Annotated in this window: 15 protein-coding genes; 5 read left to right on the forward strand and 10 right to left on the reverse strand. The window is 40.2% G+C overall.

The features are described 5' to 3' along the window. Positions 1-52: 52 nt before the first annotated feature. Complete coding sequence (gene metG / locus H9565_RS03345) at positions 53-2,131, reverse strand: methionine--tRNA ligase (RefSeq protein WP_215437473.1); 2,079 nt, start codon at positions 2,129-2,131, stop codon at positions 53-55. A gap of 190 nt (positions 2,132-2,321) precedes the next feature. Here metG and H9565_RS03350 point away from each other — a divergent pair, with 190 nt between their 5' ends. After that, entirely contained in the window at positions 2,322-2,495 is a 174-nt protein-coding gene (locus H9565_RS03350) for a hypothetical protein (RefSeq protein WP_215437476.1), read from the forward strand. A gap of 81 nt (positions 2,496-2,576) precedes the next feature. Here the strand turns inward: H9565_RS03350 and H9565_RS03355 are convergent, their stop codons facing one another. Next, the gene (locus H9565_RS03355; protein WP_215437479.1) at positions 2,577-4,289 is read right to left on the reverse strand and encodes a DUF1501 domain-containing protein; all 1,713 of its coding nucleotides are present in this window, start codon (positions 4,287-4,289) and stop codon (positions 2,577-2,579) included. A 10-nt stretch (positions 4,290-4,299) separates the two neighbouring features. Continuing rightward, positions 4,300-5,793, reverse strand: a complete 1,494-nt coding sequence (locus tag H9565_RS03360) for a DUF1800 domain-containing protein (protein ID WP_215437482.1) — start codon at positions 5,791-5,793, stop codon at positions 4,300-4,302. 195 nt (positions 5,794-5,988) lie between these two features. Between H9565_RS03360 and H9565_RS03365 the strand changes: the two genes are divergently transcribed. Together H9565_RS03365 and H9565_RS03370 are read left to right on the forward strand one after the other, a co-directional pair. Further along, the gene (locus tag H9565_RS03365) at positions 5,989-6,348 is read left to right on the forward strand and encodes a YraN family protein (RefSeq protein ID WP_215437485.1); all 360 of its coding nucleotides are present in this window, start codon (positions 5,989-5,991) and stop codon (positions 6,346-6,348) included. Positions 6,349-6,498: 150 nt separating this feature from the next. Beyond that, positions 6,499-7,158: an aspartate kinase gene (locus H9565_RS03370; protein WP_215437488.1), complete on the forward strand. Its 660-nt coding sequence runs from the start codon at positions 6,499-6,501 to the stop codon at positions 7,156-7,158. Between the two features lie 3 nt (positions 7,159-7,161). On the opposite strand, the gene H9565_RS03375 is transcribed toward H9565_RS03370, so the two are convergent. The 4 genes from H9565_RS03375 to mfd form a co-directional block, all read right to left on the reverse strand. Further along, positions 7,162-8,481: a TlpA family protein disulfide reductase gene (locus tag H9565_RS03375; protein WP_215437491.1), complete on the reverse strand. Its 1,320-nt coding sequence runs from the start codon at positions 8,479-8,481 to the stop codon at positions 7,162-7,164. Between the two features lie 54 nt (positions 8,482-8,535). Beyond that, positions 8,536-10,461 carry a CocE/NonD family hydrolase gene (locus tag H9565_RS03380; protein WP_215437494.1) on the reverse strand — a complete coding sequence of 642 codons (1,926 nt, stop codon included), beginning with the start codon at positions 10,459-10,461 and terminating at the stop codon, positions 8,536-8,538. 50 nt (positions 10,462-10,511) lie between these two features. Continuing rightward, positions 10,512-11,810 carry an acetylxylan esterase gene (locus H9565_RS03385; protein ID WP_215437497.1) on the reverse strand — a complete coding sequence of 433 codons (1,299 nt, stop codon included), beginning with the start codon at positions 11,808-11,810 and terminating at the stop codon, positions 10,512-10,514. Between the two features lie 81 nt (positions 11,811-11,891). Further along, entirely contained in the window at positions 11,892-15,284 is a 3,393-nt protein-coding gene (mfd, locus tag H9565_RS03390; RefSeq protein WP_215437499.1) for a transcription-repair coupling factor, read from the reverse strand. Between the two features lie 302 nt (positions 15,285-15,586). On the opposite strand from mfd, the gene H9565_RS03395 reads away from it, so the two are divergent. Further along, positions 15,587-16,936: a dihydrolipoyl dehydrogenase family protein gene (locus H9565_RS03395; RefSeq protein ID WP_215437501.1), complete on the forward strand. Its 1,350-nt coding sequence runs from the start codon at positions 15,587-15,589 to the stop codon at positions 16,934-16,936. Between the two features lies 1 nt (position 16,937). Here H9565_RS03395 and H9565_RS03400 read toward each other — a convergent pair whose 3' ends face one another. Next, positions 16,938-17,738 carry a tryptophan-rich sensory protein gene (locus tag H9565_RS03400; protein ID WP_215437503.1) on the reverse strand — a complete coding sequence of 267 codons (801 nt, stop codon included), beginning with the start codon at positions 17,736-17,738 and terminating at the stop codon, positions 16,938-16,940. A gap of 99 nt (positions 17,739-17,837) precedes the next feature. Continuing rightward, on the reverse strand, positions 17,838-18,470 hold the full coding sequence (gene pdeM / locus H9565_RS03405; RefSeq protein WP_215437504.1) for a ligase-associated DNA damage response endonuclease PdeM: 633 nt from the start codon (positions 18,468-18,470) through the stop codon (positions 17,838-17,840). A gap of 76 nt (positions 18,471-18,546) precedes the next feature. Between pdeM and H9565_RS03410 the strand changes: the two genes are divergently transcribed. Next, entirely contained in the window at positions 18,547-18,981 is a 435-nt protein-coding gene (locus H9565_RS03410) for a lipocalin-like domain-containing protein (RefSeq protein ID WP_215437506.1), read from the forward strand. 86 nt (positions 18,982-19,067) lie between these two features. Here the strand turns inward: H9565_RS03410 and H9565_RS03415 are convergent, their stop codons facing one another. After that, positions 19,068-21,530, reverse strand: a complete 2,463-nt coding sequence (locus H9565_RS03415; RefSeq protein ID WP_215437509.1) for a ligase-associated DNA damage response DEXH box helicase — start codon at positions 21,528-21,530, stop codon at positions 19,068-19,070. Positions 21,531-21,535 lie beyond the last annotated feature (5 nt).

The raw sequence follows: 21,535 nt of genomic DNA on the forward strand, positions 1-21,535 counted from the left end.
TAACCAATGTTTAAATAGTTAGTGCAATGTAAAATGAAGAGTGGAAAAAGTTCTAGCTTATCCCTTCCCCATTACCAACACCCTCTTCATCTGGGTTTACAAAAACTAATTTGCCCTCTTCGTTTTCGGTCATAAGAATCATACCTTCACTTTCTACACCGCGCAATGCACGTGGTGCCAAGTTGATGAGAACGGTTACTTTCTTACCAACAATTTCTTCTGGCGTAAAACTCTCCGCAATACCGGAAACAATAGTTCTGGTATCTAGACCGGTATCTACTTTTAATACCAACAACTTTTTGGCTTTTGGCATTTTTTCGGCCTCTACAATGGTGCCAACGCGCATGTCTAATTTTGTAAAGTCGTCAAAAGTAATGGTGTCTTTTTGTGGCATAAGTTCTTTGTTCGCGTTTTCGTTAGCCTTTTTAGTGGCTTCCAATTTATCTAACTGAGCTTGTATTTCGCTGTCTTCTATTTTTCTAAAAAGTAGTTCGGCCTTATTTATTTTATGGTCGGCAGGGAGTAAAGTTTCTTTGGTTGAAACTTCGGCCCAAGAAGAAGCGGCTTCTTCCGAATTAACGGCTAATATATTTTTAAGTTTTTCCGAAGTAAAGGGTAAAAATGGTTCACTTAATACGGATAGGCCCGTGGCGATCTGAAGCGCAACGAACATAATTGTTTTTACACGTTCCTCATCTTGCTTAATTACTTTCCACGGTTCTTCATCCGCCAGGTACTTATTTCCTAGGCGTGCCAGGTTCATCAATTCTTGGCCGGCTTCCCTAAAACGGTACCGCTCAATGGAACTGGAAATAATTTCAGGGTATTTTTGTAGTTGTTCCAAAGTTTCTTTGTCTACATCCGTAAATTCGGAAGGAGTTGGAACAATGCCTTCATAATATTTATTGGTCAAGACCACTACACGGTTAATAAAGTTTCCAAAAATGGCAACCAACTCATTGTTGTTCCTGGCTTGGAAATCTTTCCATGTAAAATCGTTATCCTTGGTTTCGGGAGCATTCGCGGTCAAAGTGTACCTAAGTACATCCTGCATGTCAGGGAATTCCTCTAAATATTCATGCAACCATACCGCCCAGTTCTTGGAAGTAGAAAGTTTGTTACCTTCTAAATTTAGGAATTCGTTGGCAGGTACATTTTCAGGTAAAATATAACCGCCGTGGGCTTTTAGAATAGCAGGGAAGATAATACAGTGAAAAACTATGTTGTCCTTTCCTATAAAATGAACCAGTTTGGTGTTTTCATCTTTCCAGTACGGCTCCCAGTCTTTGCCTTCTCGTTCGGCCCATTCTTTAGTAGAGGAAATGTAGCCTATGGGCGCATCAAACCAAACGTAAAGCACTTTGCCCTCACCACCTTCAACAGGTACGGGAATACCCCAATCCAAATCTCTGGTTACGGCACGTGGTTTTAGTCCGTCATCTATCCAACTTTTACATTGTCCGTATACATTGGGTTTCCAATCGGATTTATGGCCTTCCAAAATCCATTCTTTCAAAAAGTCCTCATAACGGTCCAACGGTAAGAACCAGTGTTTGGTTTCTTTGGTGGTTGGTACGGTACCGGTAATGGTAGATTTTGGATTGATAAGATCGGTTGCGTTCAGAGTAGAACCGCAATTTTCACATTGGTCTCCATAGGCTTCTTCATGCCCACACTTAGGGCAAGTGCCCACTACAAATCGATCTGCTAAAAACTGTTTCGCCTCTTCATCATAAAGCTGAGCCGTGGTTTCTTCAATAAAATCTCCTTGCTCGTATAGCTTCACAAAAAAGTCAGAAGCCGTTTTATGGTGAATTTCCCTTGAGGTACGTGAATAATTATCAAATGTAACCCCAAAATCTTCAAAAGATTTACGGATAATACCATCATACTTGTCAATGACCTCTTTTGGCGTAATACCTTCTTTTTTCGCCTTCATAGAGATAGCTACACCGTGCTCGTCACTACCGCAAACAAAGGCAACATCGTTTCCGTTTAAACGTAAGTAACGTGCATAAATATCTGCGGGCACATAAACACCTGCCAAATGACCAATATGTATTGGGCCATTTGTATAAGGCAAAGCGGCTGTAATTGTATATCTCTCTGGTTGTGTTAGCTTCTGGGCCATTGATTATGAATTAGGGTGCAAAAGTACTGATTTTGCACTGCATTACACAAGCGGAATGTAGAATGAAAATAGTGAGGTTAAAAACAATGATTTTGGGCAGGAGTGATGTAGCTGTGCGGTTTGCCGAAGATGTATACTAATTTCCTGACTATTTGGTTTTATTAATAAGCATTAACTTAAACTATTAACTATGAGTACAATTAACCCCCAGAATTTCAAGAACCTAGAAAAAATTAAAAAGAGTATTGAATCGATAAAAAGTGAAGTGGATACTGAGGACGTAACCCGTCTGTACAAAAACAAAGCTTCCCGCATCTCAAAAGAACTATCTTTCAAGACCAAGAATAAATCTAAGCTTGCTTGATAAAAATTTATTGGATATAAGAAACCTTCGCGATGATAATTTCATAGCGAAGGTTTTTTAATAAGTTGAATTTGCAAATGGTTATGCTACCATAACCGATTTGCTCATTTTATGCTGCTGCACTTGAATGCGGTAAATGTATTTGCCTGCGGCCAAATGCCCGGGAATGTTTTCTTTAATGTTTATCTCATTTACTCCCTCGGACATAATAGCGTTGCTAATGGTTCCTACTTTTTGTCCAATAATATTAAAAAGCTGGATGTCTACATGTGCCGTAACGGGCATTTCTAGGTAGATATGCGGTGTGTTTTCCGAAGGATAGAACGGTTTATGGACTATGGCATTTAATTCTTCCCTATTAGGAATTACCGGTTTGTCCGTTAATCCACCATCCGGAGATGTTGGTATGGTTGGTTCCCCATCGCTATATACAATGTCCGGAAAATCCGTGCCGCTACAATTAAATCCTAGATTTACCGGAGCATAGGTATGCCCCAATAAATGTTGTTCTACTAACGGTATAGGCACACAGAGCCATTCTGCCAAAACCGTGGCATATAGGTCTCTAAAATCCATAGTGTATTCCAAGTTACCTCTTCCATCCGGATTGTCTAGCGTAGGGTGCTCGCCAACAAAGGCGCTGCCTTGTAGACCGGGACCAAAAAAAAGTGTTGGTGCGGCCTTGCCATGGTCGGTACCATTGGAACCATTTTCAAAAATACGCCTTCCAAATTCGGAGAAGGTCATACTAAGAACGTTATCATCCTGTTCCGTATAAGCCAAATCTTCATAAAAATTATCAATGGCAATAGATAGGGTGCTCATTAGGCGTTCATGGGCTAAAGGTTGATTACCGTGTGTGTCAAAACCACCCATGGAAATCATATAGACTTTTGTACCTAAATTTCCTTTTATCAACCTAGCTAAAAGGGCCAACTGCCTAGCAAAGCTGTTTTTTTGATATTCTACTTGGTTTTGGCCTCGTGACCAAGCGTCATGTATTACACCTGAATATTCATATGTGGTATTGGCTACACCTCTCAAAAATTTCAATTGGTCGCCATACATACAGTCGTTAAATAGTTCCTGCTCAAGACCGTAGCGAACACCAGATTCTGCTATCTCCTCTAGTTGTTCCACATTTGAAGTAACAAATGCATAGTTGGTTTCGTCTCCCTGAAAAACCAAACTGCCAAACTGACCAATTTGGATGGCCGCCGGAGCGGGTGGGGGAGAAATTAGATAATCTGGGTAACATTCCTCAAAATGCCTTCCCATCCAACCTGTATTCAGTCCGCTAAAACCTGTTGAGGTTAGATCGGTATTTGCAAAAACATCGGATCCCGTAAAATGAGATAGACTCTGGCCTTCGTAGCCTACACCATGAACCGCCTTAAACTGACCTTCTCCCCACATGGGTTCTAAAGATTTCATATAGGAAGGTACACCAAATTCATCTGTAAGTTTTAAAACCTTACTTTCTGGAATATAGATATTTGGCCTTGCGTTGGCGTACGAATCAAATTGTTCAATGGGAATAACCGTGCTAAGGCCGTCGTTACCACCGGAAAGCCTAATCAAGATTAAAATTTTATCCGTTTCCGCATTTGCTATGGCCGATGTTAACGGTGATGGCGCAGAAGCGGTAAGCAAGTTACTGCCCAGCATCATTGAACCTGAACCGGCAATGCCCAGTGCCTGTAAAAATGAACGTCTGCTCCAAGTTTTATGTTCTTGGTCATGACCGTCGTGTTCTATGCCTTTATGGGGATGATTATGATGATTGTCGCACATAGTAGTAGGTTTACTTTAGTTGAAATTCAGGTTGTCTGGCTAAATATTGTAAGAGTAGATATACTTGGGTTGGCCCTTCCATTGCCGTGGCCAAAGTCCAAGTTGGTGTGCTTCCTCCCTCATAATATTGCGGTTGGATGTCACTTCTAAAAATAGTGTATGCCTTTTCGTATTCAGATTCGTTCAACAGGCCTTTTGGAAGAATAAAATCTATAATTGGTCTGGCTACAATATCAGGGTTGTTACTGGTGAGTCCGTCATTACCGGATATGGAGAGCCCCAAGGCTCTGAACTGCTCATCATCGGCATTAAAGAAATCTTCCAGGATAGTTTCTATGGTCAACCACCGGCCAATCATAAAATTGGTGTTGATCCAAGAACGGTTTCGTTGCCAACCGGCCACATCAAAGGGGTCAAACATACGCTGACTAAGGAGTCCGCTATAGTTTATAAGACTGGCTAGAACCGTATCATCATAACTAAAACTACTTTCTTTTAGTAAGTTGAAATAAAAATCGAAAGGACTTTTAATAATTACCCCGATAGCTTCATCATCAAAGAAATGTTGACTTTTAAATAATTGGGAAAGTACTGGAGCAATTTCAAAATCATTGGCAATAAAAGTTGTTGCCATGCCGGAAATTATAGTCTGGGCGTTACCTGCATTGTCCTGTGAGTCCGGGTGCACGAAAAACTCGTATAATTTTCTGCATATAAATTCCGCTATTTCATTAGGCCGTTGTTCAAATAGGATATCAATAACATCGTCGTATCCCCAATTGCCCGCCTGTCCAAAAATCGTTTTACTGTCGGAATCATGGCGTTCCGCATCAAAAGTAACCTTTTCACAACCCATTTCACCACGTTCTACGTAACCGGAGAGGGCACGTGCGGTTTCTATAATATCTTCTTCGGTATAATTGTTTCCTTCCCCAAGGGTAAAAAGCTCATAAAGTTCACGGGCATAGTTTTCATTGGGGTTGTAACCGTTGTTGTAAACTCCATCTAAATAATAAAGCATGGCATCCGTAAGTCCAATTTCACTCACGAACGTTTTAAAATTGCCAAGGGCATTACGTTGCAAACAGTTTACGTAGTAATATAGATAAGGGGTACATTCATAGATGTCCAGTTCGGTAACAAAATGGTTGCTCCAAAAGAAGCTCATACGATCACGCAGGTTGTTGTTCAGTAAGTCTTTGGCATAGGCCAAACTAAAATCTGTTTCCTGGGTTCGTTTTAACTGATTTCTTTGGGTGTCGTCTTCTGGATAGTTACTACCGTTCCAATCTGCCCATTCGGGCGGTGGAATAAGTGCTGCGCTCTGCGCTTGGTTCATTAGGGTGTTTACTATGGTCTCTGCTGTAGAACCAACGGCTTGGTCAATAGTTTCTGTAGAGGCACTAAAACCGAGTCTTCTGTACAGATGAGCCGCCCTATTTCTGTCTAAGGGAGTTGTATACGGTGCCAATGGCGCCGTATTACAGTTAACAAAATATTCCATAATTTTCGTAGGCTTTAAAGAACCGTTTCATGTGTTTGGGGCTAGTTCTTAACGCACAAAGATTTTGGATAGTATGTCTTTTCTGGTATTTTCGATGTACTGTTGCTTCATTTACGAACGCAATCCAATTTTTGATGTTGTTATACGCGACTTTTCGACGAATAACACGTTTTATTAAGATTTACAGGTGGTTTTATGGGAAAACATAATGAATTTGGCAAAGAAGGGGAGAAATTGGCTGCCGACTTTCTGCTTGAGAACGGATATGATATCCTCTATAAAAATTATCGTTATTTAAAAGCGGAAATTGATATAATAGCCCAAAAGGAAAATGTATTGGCCATAGTTGAGGTGCGTGCCCGTAGTAACGACCAAATTATACCAATAGCGGAAACGATAACCCCTAAAAAAATAAAGTTGCTCGTTGCCGCTGCGGATAACTACATTGTTGAAAATGACCTAGATGTAGAGGTTCGTTTTGATGTAATTACCATTTTAAAGAACAGTAAAATCTTTAAAATTGAACATTTGGAAAGTGCTTTTTACCATTTTTAATGTTTTTCCAAAATCTAAAACCATGGGATACTTCCCATTTTTAGGGCAAAAACTGAGGTTGCAGAAATTTTAAGAAAGAAGATTACAACACAATTTGTTTTATTTATAACAATATGTTATTTTTGCTCAGCAACCAATACTTGTGAACCCATGAAAACGATTTCTTCCGTAGTGGAACAGTACATTAAAAAGAAGCCTTTCTTGCAAAGTGCGTTGGCACAGGGCATCATAAATTTAACGTCACTTTCAAGGATTGTAAAACCTGAAATTGAAAATGAGCTAGGAAAAGACATTCGCAACGGAGCGATTGTTATGGCCTTAAAACGTTTATCAGATGATTTAGAGTTCAGGGCAACCCACAAAATTATAAAGGTTTTAAAAAATATTGGTGAGATTACGGTGCGTTCTTCGCTCACCGATTTTACATTTTTGGTCTCTGAGTCCATTCTTGAGAACCAGACCCAACTGTTAGAAGAGGTGAATAAGAACAAAGATGTATTTTACACGTCTTCGCGTGGTGTAAATGAACTGAATATTGTAGTGAGTAATAGTCTGGATGGTACGGTAGAGGAGCTTTTTAAGAATGAAAAGTGTACTCAAAAGGCCAAGAATCTATCATCTATTACAGTAAAGCTTCCTGCTGAGAACGTATCCGTCCCGGGAATTTATTACTTTATCTTTCAGCGCTTAGCTTGGGAGGGAATAGTACTATATGAAGTAATATCCACAACAAACGAATTTACTATCCTAGTAGATGACAAGCAGGTAGATGTAGCTTTCAAGACCATAAAAGACTTAAAAACCCTTTAAAAATTATTTTTTTAGTAGTTCTACTACATCTTTATCGCTCTCTGGTTTAGCAATAATGCGCTTATCAGAATCCAACAAGAAATATGTGGGAGTATGGCTTATGTCATACAATCTTGCATATTTGCTTTCCCATCTGCCTAGGGCAATGACATGTTCAAAATTTGGTAGTTTGGCAGATTCAGGTGTCCATGTAGTAGTGTCGTCTTCCAAACCTACGGCAATGACCTTTAAGGTATTGTACTGTTTTAGTTCTTTATGAAGTTGGGGAAGTTCTTTTAAACAGTGTGAGCAGGTGCTGCTCCAGAAAACCAGTAGATACTTTTCTGCTCCTTCAATAGTGCTTAATTTTTTTTGGGCATTGCCCGTGGTCCATTCCAATTCCGGTGCTTTCGCGCCAATTCGCAAGCGGTGCTGAGCAGCTAGGGTCTGAGCTTTATTGGGGTCACTGGAAGCGGGGATAAGAGACTCTAAATAGTTGTTGTAAACAAAATCTGTAGTTTCGTGTAGCCCACCATTGGAACTCATTTTCCATATGTTATAGAATACATCAAACTTATAGGCATCCGCAACTGGGGCCAATTGGGTGTTCACTTTTTTAATATTGGCTTGGATTGCTTTTTCCGTTTCTGTGGCAGACAATTGTTTTGCAGGTAGGGCCGTAAATACGTAGTTCTTGAGTTTATCAGTTAAAAAATCAGAGGCTTGTAGAATTTTGTTGTCTACTTTTAGGTAGTCAAAATAATGCTCTTTTTTATGCGCTATATACTCCTGAACGGTTTCAAACTGAGAAGGAACGTAAGGTTTATTGGCTTTAATAAAGTGCTCTACCATTAGATTTTTAGCCTGCTCTTCATAGGCTTCTTGGGTAGCAGTTAGTTGCTCCGTGCATTCCTTGAATTCTTTCTTATCGGATTTTCCTTCCACATAAAAATCTACCAACTCCTCTACTAATGAGCCAATTGCTCGGAAGTAGGAGTCCATGATTTTATTTTCTTTTGAAGAAATGAAGGAAACGCCCTGGTTTTCATCAAAAGCTAGTTCTATATTTTCTTGGCCATTGTAAATGACATCAAAATAGAACTCGTCCTGAGGAACCGCATAAACCAAGCGGTACATGCCCGGATTGGCGTTTTCAGGTATTTGTAATGTGAATTTACCATCTTTAATAGACGTATTTGCAACAAAGGACTGTGAGCCCGGTTTTAGCTTATAAGCCAATAAATACTTGTATTTGCTGGCAGGTGTAAAAGTTCCGGAAATGCTATGTTGTGCCTGTGCAAAAAACGCAAAAAGCAGCGTAAATACTACTAGAATTTTTTTCATGATATAAATGCTCCAAAAATGATACCACAAAAGTATCAGTTTTGGAGCGATACCCTAGTCTTTTATTGGATTTTCGTTCGCAGTACGAAACGGTTCAGGTGCGCAACAATCCTGCGTACCGCCTACTTCCACCGACGAGGAGCCAAATACTTTAATAGTAGACTTAATAAAATCATCTTCATTGGCTTTATAAATATTGTCTAAGTATTTCTGAGGATTACGGTCTATATAAGGAAACCAAGTACTATGAATCTGAATCATTATACGATGCCCTTTTTTAAACGTGTGCAGTATATCCTGCAATCTAAAGTTAACGTCACTTGGCTCACCGGGTATAAATGGTTCTGGATGCTCAAAACTATTCCTGAATCTCCCTCTAAAAACTTCGGCACGTACCAGTTGCTGGTAGCCACCCATGATAATGTTATCCGGATTGTGTTCGTAATTTTCGTGATCGTTAGGATAAACATCTATCAGCTTTACTATAAAATCGGCATCCGTACCGGTCATGGCTACTTTAAGCTTAGCCATAATTTCACCTGCCAAAACCCGGTCATTTTCAAGAACATCCGTCTCAAAAGTTAGTACGTCCGGTCTTCTTGAAGCTTGTCTCTGATCATCGGACATATATCTTCTTGGGGTGAACGTCAACCCCTCTATTTGTGATGTATATGGAACCGGCTTTTTGGGATCGCTAGTGTATTCAAAAACCGCCTTTTTATCAATTGGTTCATTGATGCTTAGTTGACCGTTTTCACCAAAATAAAGACTAATAGGCTCAATTTCTTTAGGGGGCCAAGTATCAAAAGTCTCCCATTTTTTAGCTCCGGTATCAAACATATAGGCTTCCGGAAGGGTGTCCGGACCATCTTCCTTTAAATGATGTGCAAAGAACTTTCGTTCAATATTTTTTAGATAAAAGGAAGAAATGCTATCCCCAAAATAAATGTGGTTGTGTACGGTTTTGCCTTTTTCTCTAGCCCAGCCACCATGATCCCAAGGGCCCATTACAATGCTGTTCTTGGCTTTTGAACTAGTGGCTTCAACGGTTTTGTAGATGTTTAAAGGTCCGTAAAGGTCTTCAGCATCAAACCATCCTCCAACGGTCATTACTGCATGGTCAATATCCTTTAGGTGAGGAAGGATATTTCTTTTTTGCCAGAATTCATCATAATTGGGGTGTTCAACAATTTGGTTCCAGAAAAAGTTGTCGTGATGATAGTTTTTTGTAATGTTCTTAAGTGGTCCTAAGTTCAGATAAAAATCATAGGCATCAGCAGCTGGGTTGCCATACAGACGCATTAATTTATCCATGTACCAAGGGTCTCTGGTAAGGCTGTCTTTTTGATATCCGAACACGGCAAATGCGGCGGTGTAACTTTCTAAATAAGCTCCTTGATGGTGAAAATCATCAAAGAAAAAATCGGCAATCGGGGCTTGAGGCGAGGATGCTTTTAATGCGGGATGTGCATCTATCATTCCAGCAGCGGTATAATGTCCCGGATATGAAATACCATACATACCAACACGGCCATTGTTGCCCTTTATTTTCTTTATCATCCAATCTATGGTGTCATACGTGTCAGAACTTTCATCGATATCTTTTTTGTTCCTACGATTGTTTCCCGGGATATTAGGGCGCATGTTGTCAAACTCACCGTCTGACATGTACCTACCTCGAACATCTTGAAAAGCTAGAATATAACCGTCCTCAATTAAATATCTTGAAGGGTAACTACTGTAGTTAAAATTTGAATACTGACTGGCATTATAGCATGTGCGGTTGAGTAAAATAGGGTAGTCTTTAGACTTATCTTTTGGCGTGTAAACTGCGGTAAAAAGCTCAGCTCCGTCACGCATAGGAATGCGGTATTCCTTTAAGTCATAATGCTGTCTAAAGTAAAGTGAGTCGGCATTTTGGGCATGTGACGCCAAAGCTCCCGTAAAAATGAAGAGAACTAGTAGAAACCTTATTTTCATAGTAGTGTTTTTTCTGTGTGCTTAAAGATAGGCAATTGCAAGAATTTTGACTAGTCTCTTAACTTTGAAAACAACCATTTGTTTTTGAGTTCATGTTGTTCCGGAAATGTCCAGTGACGGGTTTCCTGAAAAACGTGAAGTTCTTTCTTGGCCGGAATAAGATTGTATGCCGAATAGGTAGAAGCGGGCGGACAAACATTGTCATTGTAGCCCCAACTATACCAACCTTCTGCTTTTACGAAACGTGAAAAATTGGCAACGTCGAAGTATTTTGAAACTTCAATTTTTTCTGTTTTGTTCGTAAAGTCATCAACAAATAGCTGTGGCCATCCACCGGCACGGCCATGTAAAAATCCGGTAAGATCGCTTAATGCTGGGTAGAATGCAGCCAGATAGTCAATACGGTCATCAAGTCCTGCAGTTACTATAGACAAGGCACCTCCTTGGCTTCCTCCGGTAACGGCAATATCCTCGCCATTAAAATTGGATACACTTTCTAGAAAATCTACAGCGCGAATACAACCAAGGTAAACCCTATGGTAGTACGTATTTTCTTTATCATCTAAATTCATCGTGTTGTAGTTACTTAAAGCTCCGGCTCGTAAGTCATCATACACTTGCTTGTCAAGGTTTACGGGTATACCATGAATACCAATGGTAAAGGTGACAAAACCTAGGGCTGCTTCGTCTACCTCACCATAATAGGGTCGAATACCTGCTCCCGGAACATGCAAAATAGCGGGGTAGTTTCCTTCTTTTTTGGGAGTGCAAAGAATACCGTAAATCTTACCTTTTATATTGTCCAATCGTACGTGGTACACGTTCACTTTGTCCGTGCATCGTTCTGGCATTAATGTAATAACAGCATTCATAGGAATCTTGGCTAGTTCTTCCTTACCCTTGTTCCAAAAGGCTTCAAAATCTGAAGGTAATGTGGTCGTGGCCTTTATTTTTTCGGGAGAAAAGCCGGCAGTGGCGTACGAACTATATTCTTTGCCATCTACAATTACTTTGGCCGTACAGCGCAGAAATCCAGGTTCATTGAATTTATTCGATTTTACTTTTGCAACACCATTTTTCAACTTAAGCTCTCCTTGATTCCATATTTTTACGGAGCGATAACCTGGGTCGGTTTCAACAGTGTAATTTATGGTGATGTTTTCTAGAGGTACGTTGTTTCTTAAGACTGTGATTGAAAACTCGGCCCGTTTACCAACGTTGTAGGTCCAATCCGTATGGTCCGGTGTCACAATCACGTTTACGAGTTCTTTGCTAGGTTGGGCACTGAGGTTAAAGCACAACAAGAGAGTTGCCGCTAGGCTAAAGCAGATTTTTAGTTTCATGGTCATATAAGTTGTTTGGTAAATAAAAGAATTAGGGCCAAAACTCTATAGTTTTAGCCCTAACTAATATAGTTTAATTAAAACATTTTATGAAACCGGCTCAACGATTTCATCAAATGGAGCCATGGCTTTCAATGCTTTTTCTACGGATGTTATTCGCTCAAAGACCAATAAGAGCCTAAGTCCGTTTCTGGTCTGCTTTTCCTTTATTTTACAGTGTTGCGGATGACTTTGCACAAATTGTAAGACTCTGGTGAAAACCGGACTTTGGTAAAAATGCGACTGCTGGTCCGAAATAAAGTAACCAATTAGCTTGCCTTTCTTCATTACTACTTTTTCAATACCTATGCTATTGGCAATCCATTTGATACGTACGGAATTCAGTAAATCTTCGGCTTCGGTAGGAAGCTCTCCAAAACGGTCTATTAACTGGGCCTCGAATTTTTGTAGGTTTTCTTCGTCCGTAATCTCGTTCAAATCTGTGTAAAGGGTAAGTCTTTCGGTGATATTGTTGATATAATCATCAGGGAAAAGCAACTGGAAATCAGAATCTAGCTGGGTTTCTTTTACAAAAACTTTCTCTTTATGGCCTTCTACCTCTTCATACAGGTCTTTAAACTCGTTTTCCTTGAGTTCGTCTATGGCTTCACCCAATATTTTTTGATAGGTTTCAAATCCAATTTCATTGATAAACCCGCTTTGTTCACCGCCCAATAAATCGCCGGCACCCCTAATTTCAAGGTCTTTCATGGCTATATTAAAGCCGCTGCCCAACTCTGTAAACTGGGCAAGTGCCTCAATACGTTTTCTGGCTTCTGCGGTCATGGATTCATAAGGAGGGGTGATAAAATAGCAAAATGCCTTTTTATTGCTACGCCCTACACGGCCACGCATCTGGTGTAGATCACTCAGTCCAAAATTATTAGCGTTGTTAATGAAAATGGTATTGGCATTGGTAACGTCCAAGCCACTTTCTATGATGGTCGTGGATACCAGTACATCAAACTCGCCATTCATAAAGGAGAGCATGAGGGCTTCCAATTTTTTTCCGTCCATCTGGCCATGACCAATGCCTACTTTGGCATCGGGTACAAGGCGCTGGATCATGCCCGCTACTTCTTTGATGTTTTCAATGCGGTTATGGATAAAGAATATTTGCCCGCCACGTTCTATCTCATACCGAACGGCGTCCCGTATAACTTCTTCCCCAAAACGAATGACCCTACTTTCAATCGGGTAACGGTTTGGCGGGGGTGTTTTTATGACCGAAAGATCACGGGCGGCCATTAAGCTAAATTGTAGCGTTCTTGGAATAGGAGTGGCCGTTAAGGTTAGTACGTCTACATTTTCTTTAATGGACTTTAATTTGTCTTTGACCGCTACCCCAAATTTTTGTTCCTCATCAACGATAAGGAGCCCTAGGTCTTTGAATTTTACGTTTTTATTCACCAATTGGTGCGTGCCAATGATAATATCTACTTGTCCTGCTTCCAGCTTTTCTAAAGTTTTCCTACGTTCTTTTGCCGTTCTAAACCGATTCAGGTAATCTACATTTACGGGCATCTCCTTAAGACGTTCCGCAAAAGTACGATGGTGCTGAAATGCCAATATAGTAGTGGGCACTAGCACGGCAACCTGCTTTCCATTGTCTACCGCTTTAAAGGCCGCCCGGATGGCCACTTCGGTTTTTCCGAAGCCAACATCACCACAGATAAGGCGGTCCATGGGACGCTCACTTTCCATATCTCTTTTAAAATCTTCGGTAGCCTTGCTTTGGTCAGGGGTATCTTCATAAATAAAAGAAGCTTCTAGTTCTGTTTGTAAATAGCTGTCAGGGTCATATTGAAAACCTTTTTCCAAGCGTCTTTTGGCATAAATTTTAATAAGGTCAAAAGCAATTTTCTTGACGCGGGTTTTTGTCTTTTGCTTGAGTTTTTTCCAAGCTGCAGACCCTAATTTGTAAATTTTAGGAACGGCCCCGTCTTTACCGTTGAATTTGGATATTTTATGAAGCGAATGAATACTCACATACAGAATATCCCGCTCGCCGTACACTAGTTTTATGGCTTCCTGCTTTTTGCCTTCTACATCAATTTTTTGAAGTCCACCAAATTTCCCTATTCCGTGATCTATATGGGTTACATAATCCCCAATTTCAAGTTTGTTCAGCTCTTTTAGGGTAATGGCCTGCTTTTTTGCATACCCGTTTTTAAGGTTGAATTTATGGTAACGTTCAAAAATCTGATGATCCGTATAGCATACCAGTTTTTGGTCATCGTCAATGAAACCTTGAAAAATGGGTGTTACCACGGTTTGATAATGAACCTTCTCGTTAACCTCTTCAAAAATGGCCTGAAAACGTTTGGCCTGTTGGTCACTGGCGCAAAAAATATAGTTGGTATACCCACGTGCTTTATAAGCGTTAAGGTTTTCAATCAACAAATCGAATTTCTTATTGAAAGAAGGTTGCGGGTGGGTGTTGAATTGAACGGTTAAAGCACCACTAATTAATTCGGGAGTTGTAGAAGCTTCGGTAGTCATAAGCCCAAACCCTTTCAACTGTGATTTAAAATTCTCCGAATTCATAAAAAGCGCTTCGGGCTCTAAATGTTTGATGTCTTGCGATAGTTTGGAAAAAGCTTCTATGGCCTTTCCAAAGAAATCATCCAAACGGTCAAAAATATAATCAGTGTTTTTGGCGAATATGACGGTATCCGAAGAAACGTACTCAAGAAAATTCTGTCTTTTCTCCTCTAGAAATTTACTGGCTACGTTAGGAATAACGTTTATTTTGTTCACTTTGCTCGTTGAGAGTTGTGTGTCTACATCAAACGTACGAATGCTATCCACTTCATCACCAAAGAACTCTATACGGTAGGGCTCATCATTGGAAAACGAAAAAACATCTACGATTCCACCACGCACCGAAAATTCTCCAGGTTCCGTAACAAAGTCCACCCTTTTAAACTTGTACTCAAAAAGCACCTCGTTAAGGAAATCCAGTGATAAGGTGTCATTTAATTTTACTTTAAGCGTATTTTTTTCCAGTTCCCGGCGGGTGACAACTTTTTCAAAAAGAGCATCAGGATAGGTGACGATTATGGCCGGCTTTTTTCTGGAGTTGATGCGGTTGAGAACCTCTGCACGCAAGAGCACGTTGGCATTATCGGTTTCTTCTATTTGATAAGGCCTGCGGTAACTTCCAGGATAAAAGAGTACATTTTTATCGCCTATGATCTGTTCTAAATCATTCAGGTAATAGGCAGCTTCTTCTTTGTCATTGAATATGAGCAGAAAGGGTCTGTTTGTTTTTTGAAACACATCGGAAAAAGTAAATGACAGCGCAGAGCCGGAAAGGCCTTTTAGAATAATAGACTCTGTATTTTTTGCGTTTTCCGTGAATTTTTGGGCAATAGTGTCCTGCAGTTTCTGCGTTTGCGGAGACTGAGAAAACAGTTGTTGAATAGAAGATTGCGTCAACCGTTAGTTTTTTAAGAACTTAAACGGATTTTATGGTACCGGTCCGTTCAAGATGATAATACCTTGACCTGATAATGAACAGGCCTTTTCATTTTAGTGAGTGTAAAGGTAGCGAACTCAGCTCATGTTTTTGTACCCTATTAATCGGTTTTTTGTGTTGTATTGCTATAAATTAATGAACCCCGTGGTATAGCGTTCACAATTGTAGCGGTAGCATCAATAGGTTTTAGGTAAAAATGGGAACTTGTTTGATTAATTTGAGGATTGCCGTTTGGTTACGGTTGTGCTAAAAATGGATTCAGATGAAGGAACAAAAATATGATGTGTTTGTGATAGGAAGTGGAACTGCCGGTAAGGTAGTTGCAAAAAAATGTGTTGATGCAGGCCTTAATGTAGCCATGGCGGATAAACGAGAATATGGCGGAACCTGTGCCAACCGGGGCTGTGACCCAAAAAAAGTGTTGTTGGGTGCCACTCAGGTACTAGAGACCAGCAACCAACTTCTAGGTAAGGGAATTAAAAGCATTCCTGATCTGAGCTGGAAAAAGTTGATGAAGTTTAAAGAAAATTTCACTTCTCCGGTGCCCAAAGCAACAGAAGAGGATTTAAAGGATAGAGGTATCACCTTATACCATCAATCGCCCGAGTTTCTGGATGAAAAGACATTATCCGTTGAGGGGAAAACTGTAAAAGCGGACAAGATTGTTATCGCAACAGGGTATGAGCCTAGAAAATTGAATTTTAAAGGGAATAAACACTTAAAGGCAAGTGATGACTTTTTGAGTCAAAAGAAGCTTCCAAAGAACATTACATTTATCGGAGCGGGGTATGTGGGTATGGAGTTTGCACATATTGCTGCTAGAGCGGGCGCTAAGGTAACCGTAATAGATTCGGGCAAAAGGCCACTTAAGCCTTTTGATGCGGATTTGGTAAAAGAATTGACCTCCTATTCAAAAGACTTGGGCATCAAATTTATTTTTGGAGCTAAAATTACAGGCGTAAAAAAGGGTTCTAAAAACTACAAGATTGCTTACGATAAAAAAGGAAAATCAGAGATATTAAAAACGCGTTCTGTTTTTAATACGGCCGGTCGTATTCCTGCTATTGCAAAGCTGAAACTAGAAAATGGAAATGTAGCCTATGGCGATAACGGGATTGAGACAAACGCATATCTACAGAGCAAAACCAACGAAAATGTATATGCTTGTGGGGATGTTGCGGATAAAGGTTTGCCATTAACCCCACTTTCTGGAATAGAAGGTAGTATAGTGGCAGACAATATTATTGAAGGTAACAAGAGTGAGTTTGATGTACCGGTTACTCCTTCTGTGGTGTACACGTTGCCAAATTTAGCTTCTGTAGGCTATTCTGAAGAAGAGGCAAAGGGAAGGTATAAAAATGTGATTGTCAATTTTGAGTCGGTGCCGGATTGGTTCAATGCCAAACGTGTTAATGCTCCAGTATACGCGTATAAAATTCTTTTGAACCAGCGTACTCAGGAAATTGTTGGGGCTCACCTTATTGGTCCTGAAGCTGGTGAGACTATAAATTTATTTGCTATGGCAATTAACCAAGGTATGACCGCTGATCAAATAAAAAAGACCATATTTACGTATCCATCATGGTCCAACGATATTAAATCCATGGTTTAGCTTAATGATTATTGAGCCGTTCCTTAAGTTTATGAGCTGGGCTGGTGTCCTTGTTTTTGATGCCATGTATCATTGAAGAAACAAACAGAATTACGGATGCAACAAGTGCTGAATAGGCAATTAGTTCATAATTTTCTTGGTGTCTAACAAATATTGCGATAAAAGCCCAAACGGCCACAAGTGCAAATTCGCGCATGTTCCGTTTCCAAGTGATGGTCAGATTTATCGCCGTGGCAATACCGAGAAGTATAAGGGTCCATACTTCTTCTGAAAACGGACCTCCGCTCCAACCCAATTTCGTTAGATAAGCAGAAATATTAGCAATAGTTGCTACCGCAATCCATCCGCTATAGATACAGATAGGCCACCAAGTGAAAGCAATAATTTCAATAGGAGCGTCCCACCTTTCCATATTCGTATTCAGAATAATTTTAATGAGCGAGAATAGAATTCCGAGCATTATCAAAACCGATAATCCGGTATAATCGAAAACAAAGGCCAGCACCCATGCCGCATTGAGCATGTTGGCGATAAAGAACCAATATCTCGTTTGATTAATAAAGTCACTTTCCTTTTTGCTGAAAAAAGCCCGTCTCACCTGAAAAATAGAATAGCCAATAAGACTTAAAAAGATGATTCCCCAAATGGAAAAAGCATATCCCGCAGGAGTAAAGAGATTATCATATTTGCTACTGATTTCTCCTATCGTAGTTCCATTCAACCGAAATGCTTGAGAAAGATAATTGACTAAAATCACTACAATTACCGAAAAAAGATTGAGGATAGAATATGTTTTGGCCATGTTTTTCTGCTTTGGACAAATGTAATCTGCTCAACTTGTTTTAGTGTATCGCATCCCTTTTAAAAAGGACTTTTTTAATACGGGCAGGCAATATAAACGTTATACCCTAATGACCTCATCATCGGCAATGACGAATATCTGGTCACTTTCTTGAGGTTCCAGAACATACGTCCCCGTAAATGCGCCAAAAGCGGGCAAAATCATTTGATTTTTTGTTTTGAAAAAACAAGGGAGTCTCAGGTGTTGACGCCCAAAACCCTTCAGTTTTACAGCAGGATGTATGTGTCCGCAAAAATTGAACAAACCTTCTCTTTCTTCAGGGTGATGGGTAAGTAGGAAGTCTTCTACGATTAATTCGTCAAACTGGTCTATTTCCAATGCTTCAAATCTTTCAGGAGCTATGATGTCATGGTTGCCGGTAATCAATGTGATTTTTGATGGGGTTTTTGCCACCCAATTCTCGAATAGTGCCCATTCTTTATTGATGTGAGAATGAAACAGGTCCCCCATAAAACATATATTGAAAGGTTGGTAGGTTTTGATGAGTTCGTCCATCAAAATATAATTCTTATGTACCGCATATTTTGGAACCGCGGCACCAAATTTTCTAAAATGAGAAACCTTTCCTAAATGCACATCACTTATGAGAAGCGTTGATTTTTCCTCCCAAAAAAGTGCCCCTGAAGGGTGCATGGTAAAATGGTGTTTTTTTATTTCCAAAGATGGGGTCATAACGAACAAAGATACTAAAAGGATGAATGACCCGTTTTGTTAAAAATCAAATAACAAAAACCCCAAACCTTTACTTATGAAAAGAAGTTTTATTTTACTCAGTGCAATTACGCTTGGTTTATTTTCTTCATGTAGTGATGACGATAGTTCGGATACTCCAGAAGATGCATTAATAGGCTCTTGGCAGCTTACAGCAGAGTTTAATGATGACGAACCAAGTGAGCTAGAAACTTGTGATTTGGAATCGACTATTATTTTTAAGTCAGCAGGTGTTTACGAATATTTAGATTATGATCCGGCAGAAGATAATGAGAATGAATGTGTCGTAGATGATGATAGTTTTACTGCTGGATGGTCGATACCTTCATCTGGAAAAATGGCTTTTTCCTATGAAGACGGAGAGAATTTTATAGCCGATTATTCTATTTCAGGTAACGAGCTCACCTTGTTGATTGAAGATGAATGGAATGGTGAAACATGGGTAACAAAGAGTATCTATATCAAGAAATAAAAATTGTAAAATCATATAGAGTTCAATCATTTATAAAAAAAACATCTTACCTGCTGAATTATATGGATTTGGCAGGTTTTTTTTATCTATTTCTTCATCAAAATCTTGGTCATCCGCTTAATACGATCGGCCAATTTTTCCGAACTCAGTTTTTCTCGTAGTCTGTCCGTTATGATTGGAAACGAAAAGGGAGTGGCTTTTGAACATTCCTTCCAGACAATAGTTTGATGTTCAATTCGCGTAAGGGCCATTCGTAAACGTCCTTCTTCCAATTGATGCTCAAAAGTTTCAGTGAATGCCTGTTGAAAAAGCAGGTTGTCCGCCTCATAATCCTTAAAAACATCAAACAATAATTGGGAGTTGCTTTGTAGGTGCTTCATTTTAATATTCTTATTAGGATACCCGGTAAAGACCATACCGCTAATTACGGCGATATCACGAAATTTGCGCCGTGCCATTTCGTTGGAGTTGAGGCTCTTCTGTAAATCGGACAACATATAATCCGTAGTAAACAAATCATTGTCCAAAACCGCTTGAATGTCTATGGGCTTATCGCTCAACATTTCAAAACCATAATCATTAAATGCCAATGAGACCGTTATAGGTTGCAACAGACTAATTCGGTAAGACAGCAAACTACTCATAGCCTCATGAACGGCCCTACCTTCAAAAGGGTAGAATATGTGGTGGTACCCGTCTCTGGTTTTAAAGGTTTCGATTAAAAATTCCGCAGGTGTGGGAACGATACTTTCTTCCCGCTGTTTGTCAAAAATAGGTTTAAGCGATTTTAATTCCGGACCTTGTAACTCATTGGCAGCAGCTTTGTATAGTTCTTGACGAAGCAATTCTGACATCTGTGCCGAAAAACTAAGTCGCCCTCCCATCCAACTAGGAACCTTATTGGTCTTTTTAGTGGAGTTGCGTACATGGGCCTGCATGCCTTTGATGCGGATAAATTCCAAATTTCTTCCGGCAAATGTAAAGACATCCCCTCGTGTCAATTTAGAAATAAAATACTCTTCAATAGAGCCGATGTAACCTCCGGTTTGGTACTTGACAGTAATAGTGGCATCACCAACAATTGTCCCGATTTGAAAACGATGGCGCATGGCAATACCGCGGTTGTTCACCTTAAACTTACCATCTTCTTCAACCTCCACTTTTTTATATTCGTCATAACTGCTAAGACTCTGGCTGCCCATCACCAAAAAATTCAGTAGCCATTGCCATTGGTCTTCGGTGATACCTTGGTAGCAAAAAGTTCGTCTTATTTCAGGAAAAATATCATTGGGATAAAACCCGTCCGAGATAGCCAAAGTGGTCAAATACTGAAGGAGTACATCAAAACTGTTGAGGTAGGGTAGGCGGTCTTCCACGGCATTATCCTTGACGGCCACCTGTAATGCGGATGCTTCAATAAGTTCCATGGCATGGGTAGGTAAAAAATGAATGACACTTTCCTTACCGGGGCGGTGGCCACTACGGCCCGCACGTTGTAAAAAACGGGCTACGCCTTTTGGTCCGCCAATTTGTATAACCGTTTCTACGGGAGCGAAATCCACACCTAGGTCCAAACTAGAGGTACAGACCACGGCTTTAAGACTCTCGTTTCGGATAGCCTGTTCTACCCAAAGCCTCGTTTCTTTATTGATGCTTCCATGGTGCATGGCTATCTCTCCTGCATATTCTGGGTGCTTTTCCAAGATTTTCTGGAACCATATTTCACACTGGCTACGGGTATTGGTAAATAACAGGGTGGTTTTACTATTGTTGATGATAGGCACAACATCTTCCAGTAAATGGAGTCCTAGGTGCCCGCGCCAAGGGAAGGTTTCCATCTTCTTGGGAATGATACTTTTTACCTTGATTTTCTTTTTGATATTAGCCCTTATCATGACGGAATTTTCCAAGGCTTCGGTCTGTGGGCCTAATAATACTTCCCGAGCTTGGTCCAAGTTGCCAATTGTTGCTGATATTCCCCAAATACGGAGGTCTTTGGATATAGTCTTTAAACGGGATAAGGCCAGTTCCATTTGAACACCGCGCTTGGTGCCCAACAGTTCATGCCATTCGTCAACCACGATTGCAGAACAGTCTTTAAAAATCTTATCGTAGCCCTTTGTAGCCAATAAAAGCTGAAGACTCTCAGGCGTTGTAATCAATAGATCGGGCATTTGTTTTTTCTGTCCTGCCCGTTCTTTGGCCGTAGTATCGCCGGTTCTTATGCCTACGGTCATCTGGGTTTCTAAATCTGCGGTGACCCGCTCTGCCGATTGCCTGATTTCTTGTGAAAGTGCCCGTAATGGGGTAATCCAAATGGCTTTTAAGCCTTTTTTGTGTTTGGTCTTGTACTGCGGATTTTTCTTGATGTAGTTTAAGACAATGGGAAACCAAAGTGCATAAGTTTTACCACTGCCCGTAGGGGCGTTTAACAGTCCGTTTTTACCTTGTAGAAAGGCTTTCCAAGTATCTTTTTGAAACTTGAAAGGCTTCCAGTTTTGTTGGTCGAACCAATTTTGTGCGACTTGATAAAGTTCTTCTTTGTTCATCGTTG

It is taken from the genome of Zobellia russellii (assembly GCF_018728565.1).
Classification (GTDB): Bacteria; Bacteroidota; Bacteroidia; order Flavobacteriales; family Flavobacteriaceae; genus Zobellia; species Zobellia russellii.

What these genes read in the sequence shown, in the direction of transcription:
- H9565_RS03395 (WP_215437501.1), top strand. Translation starts at nt 15,587, where the DNA reads ATGAAGGAACAAAAATATGATGTGTTTGTGATAGGAAGTGGAACTGCC.
- H9565_RS03365 (WP_215437485.1), top strand. Translation starts at nt 5,989, where the DNA reads ATGGGAAAACATAATGAATTTGGCAAAGAAGGGGAGAAATTGGCTGCC.
- H9565_RS03415 (WP_215437509.1), bottom strand. Translation starts at nt 21,530, where the DNA reads ATGAACAAAGAAGAACTTTATCAAGTCGCACAAAATTGGTTCGACCAA.
- H9565_RS03380 (WP_215437494.1), bottom strand. Translation starts at nt 10,461, where the DNA reads ATGAAAATAAGGTTTCTACTAGTTCTCTTCATTTTTACGGGAGCTTTG.
- H9565_RS03375 (WP_215437491.1), bottom strand. Translation starts at nt 8,481, where the DNA reads ATGAAAAAAATTCTAGTAGTATTTACGCTGCTTTTTGCGTTTTTTGCA.
- H9565_RS03410 (WP_215437506.1), top strand. Translation starts at nt 18,547, where the DNA reads ATGAAAAGAAGTTTTATTTTACTCAGTGCAATTACGCTTGGTTTATTT.
- H9565_RS03355 (WP_215437479.1), bottom strand. Translation starts at nt 4,289, where the DNA reads ATGTGCGACAATCATCATAATCATCCCCATAAAGGCATAGAACACGAC.
- H9565_RS03400 (WP_215437503.1), bottom strand. Translation starts at nt 17,738, where the DNA reads ATGGCCAAAACATATTCTATCCTCAATCTTTTTTCGGTAATTGTAGTG.
- pdeM (WP_215437504.1), bottom strand. Translation starts at nt 18,470, where the DNA reads ATGACCCCATCTTTGGAAATAAAAAAACACCATTTTACCATGCACCCT.
- metG (WP_215437473.1), bottom strand. Translation starts at nt 2,131, where the DNA reads ATGGCCCAGAAGCTAACACAACCAGAGAGATATACAATTACAGCCGCT.
- H9565_RS03360 (WP_215437482.1), bottom strand. Translation starts at nt 5,793, where the DNA reads ATGGAATATTTTGTTAACTGTAATACGGCGCCATTGGCACCGTATACA.
- H9565_RS03370 (WP_215437488.1), top strand. Translation starts at nt 6,499, where the DNA reads ATGAAAACGATTTCTTCCGTAGTGGAACAGTACATTAAAAAGAAGCCT.
- H9565_RS03350 (WP_215437476.1), top strand. Translation starts at nt 2,322, where the DNA reads ATGAGTACAATTAACCCCCAGAATTTCAAGAACCTAGAAAAAATTAAA.
- H9565_RS03385 (WP_215437497.1), bottom strand. Translation starts at nt 11,810, where the DNA reads ATGACCATGAAACTAAAAATCTGCTTTAGCCTAGCGGCAACTCTCTTG.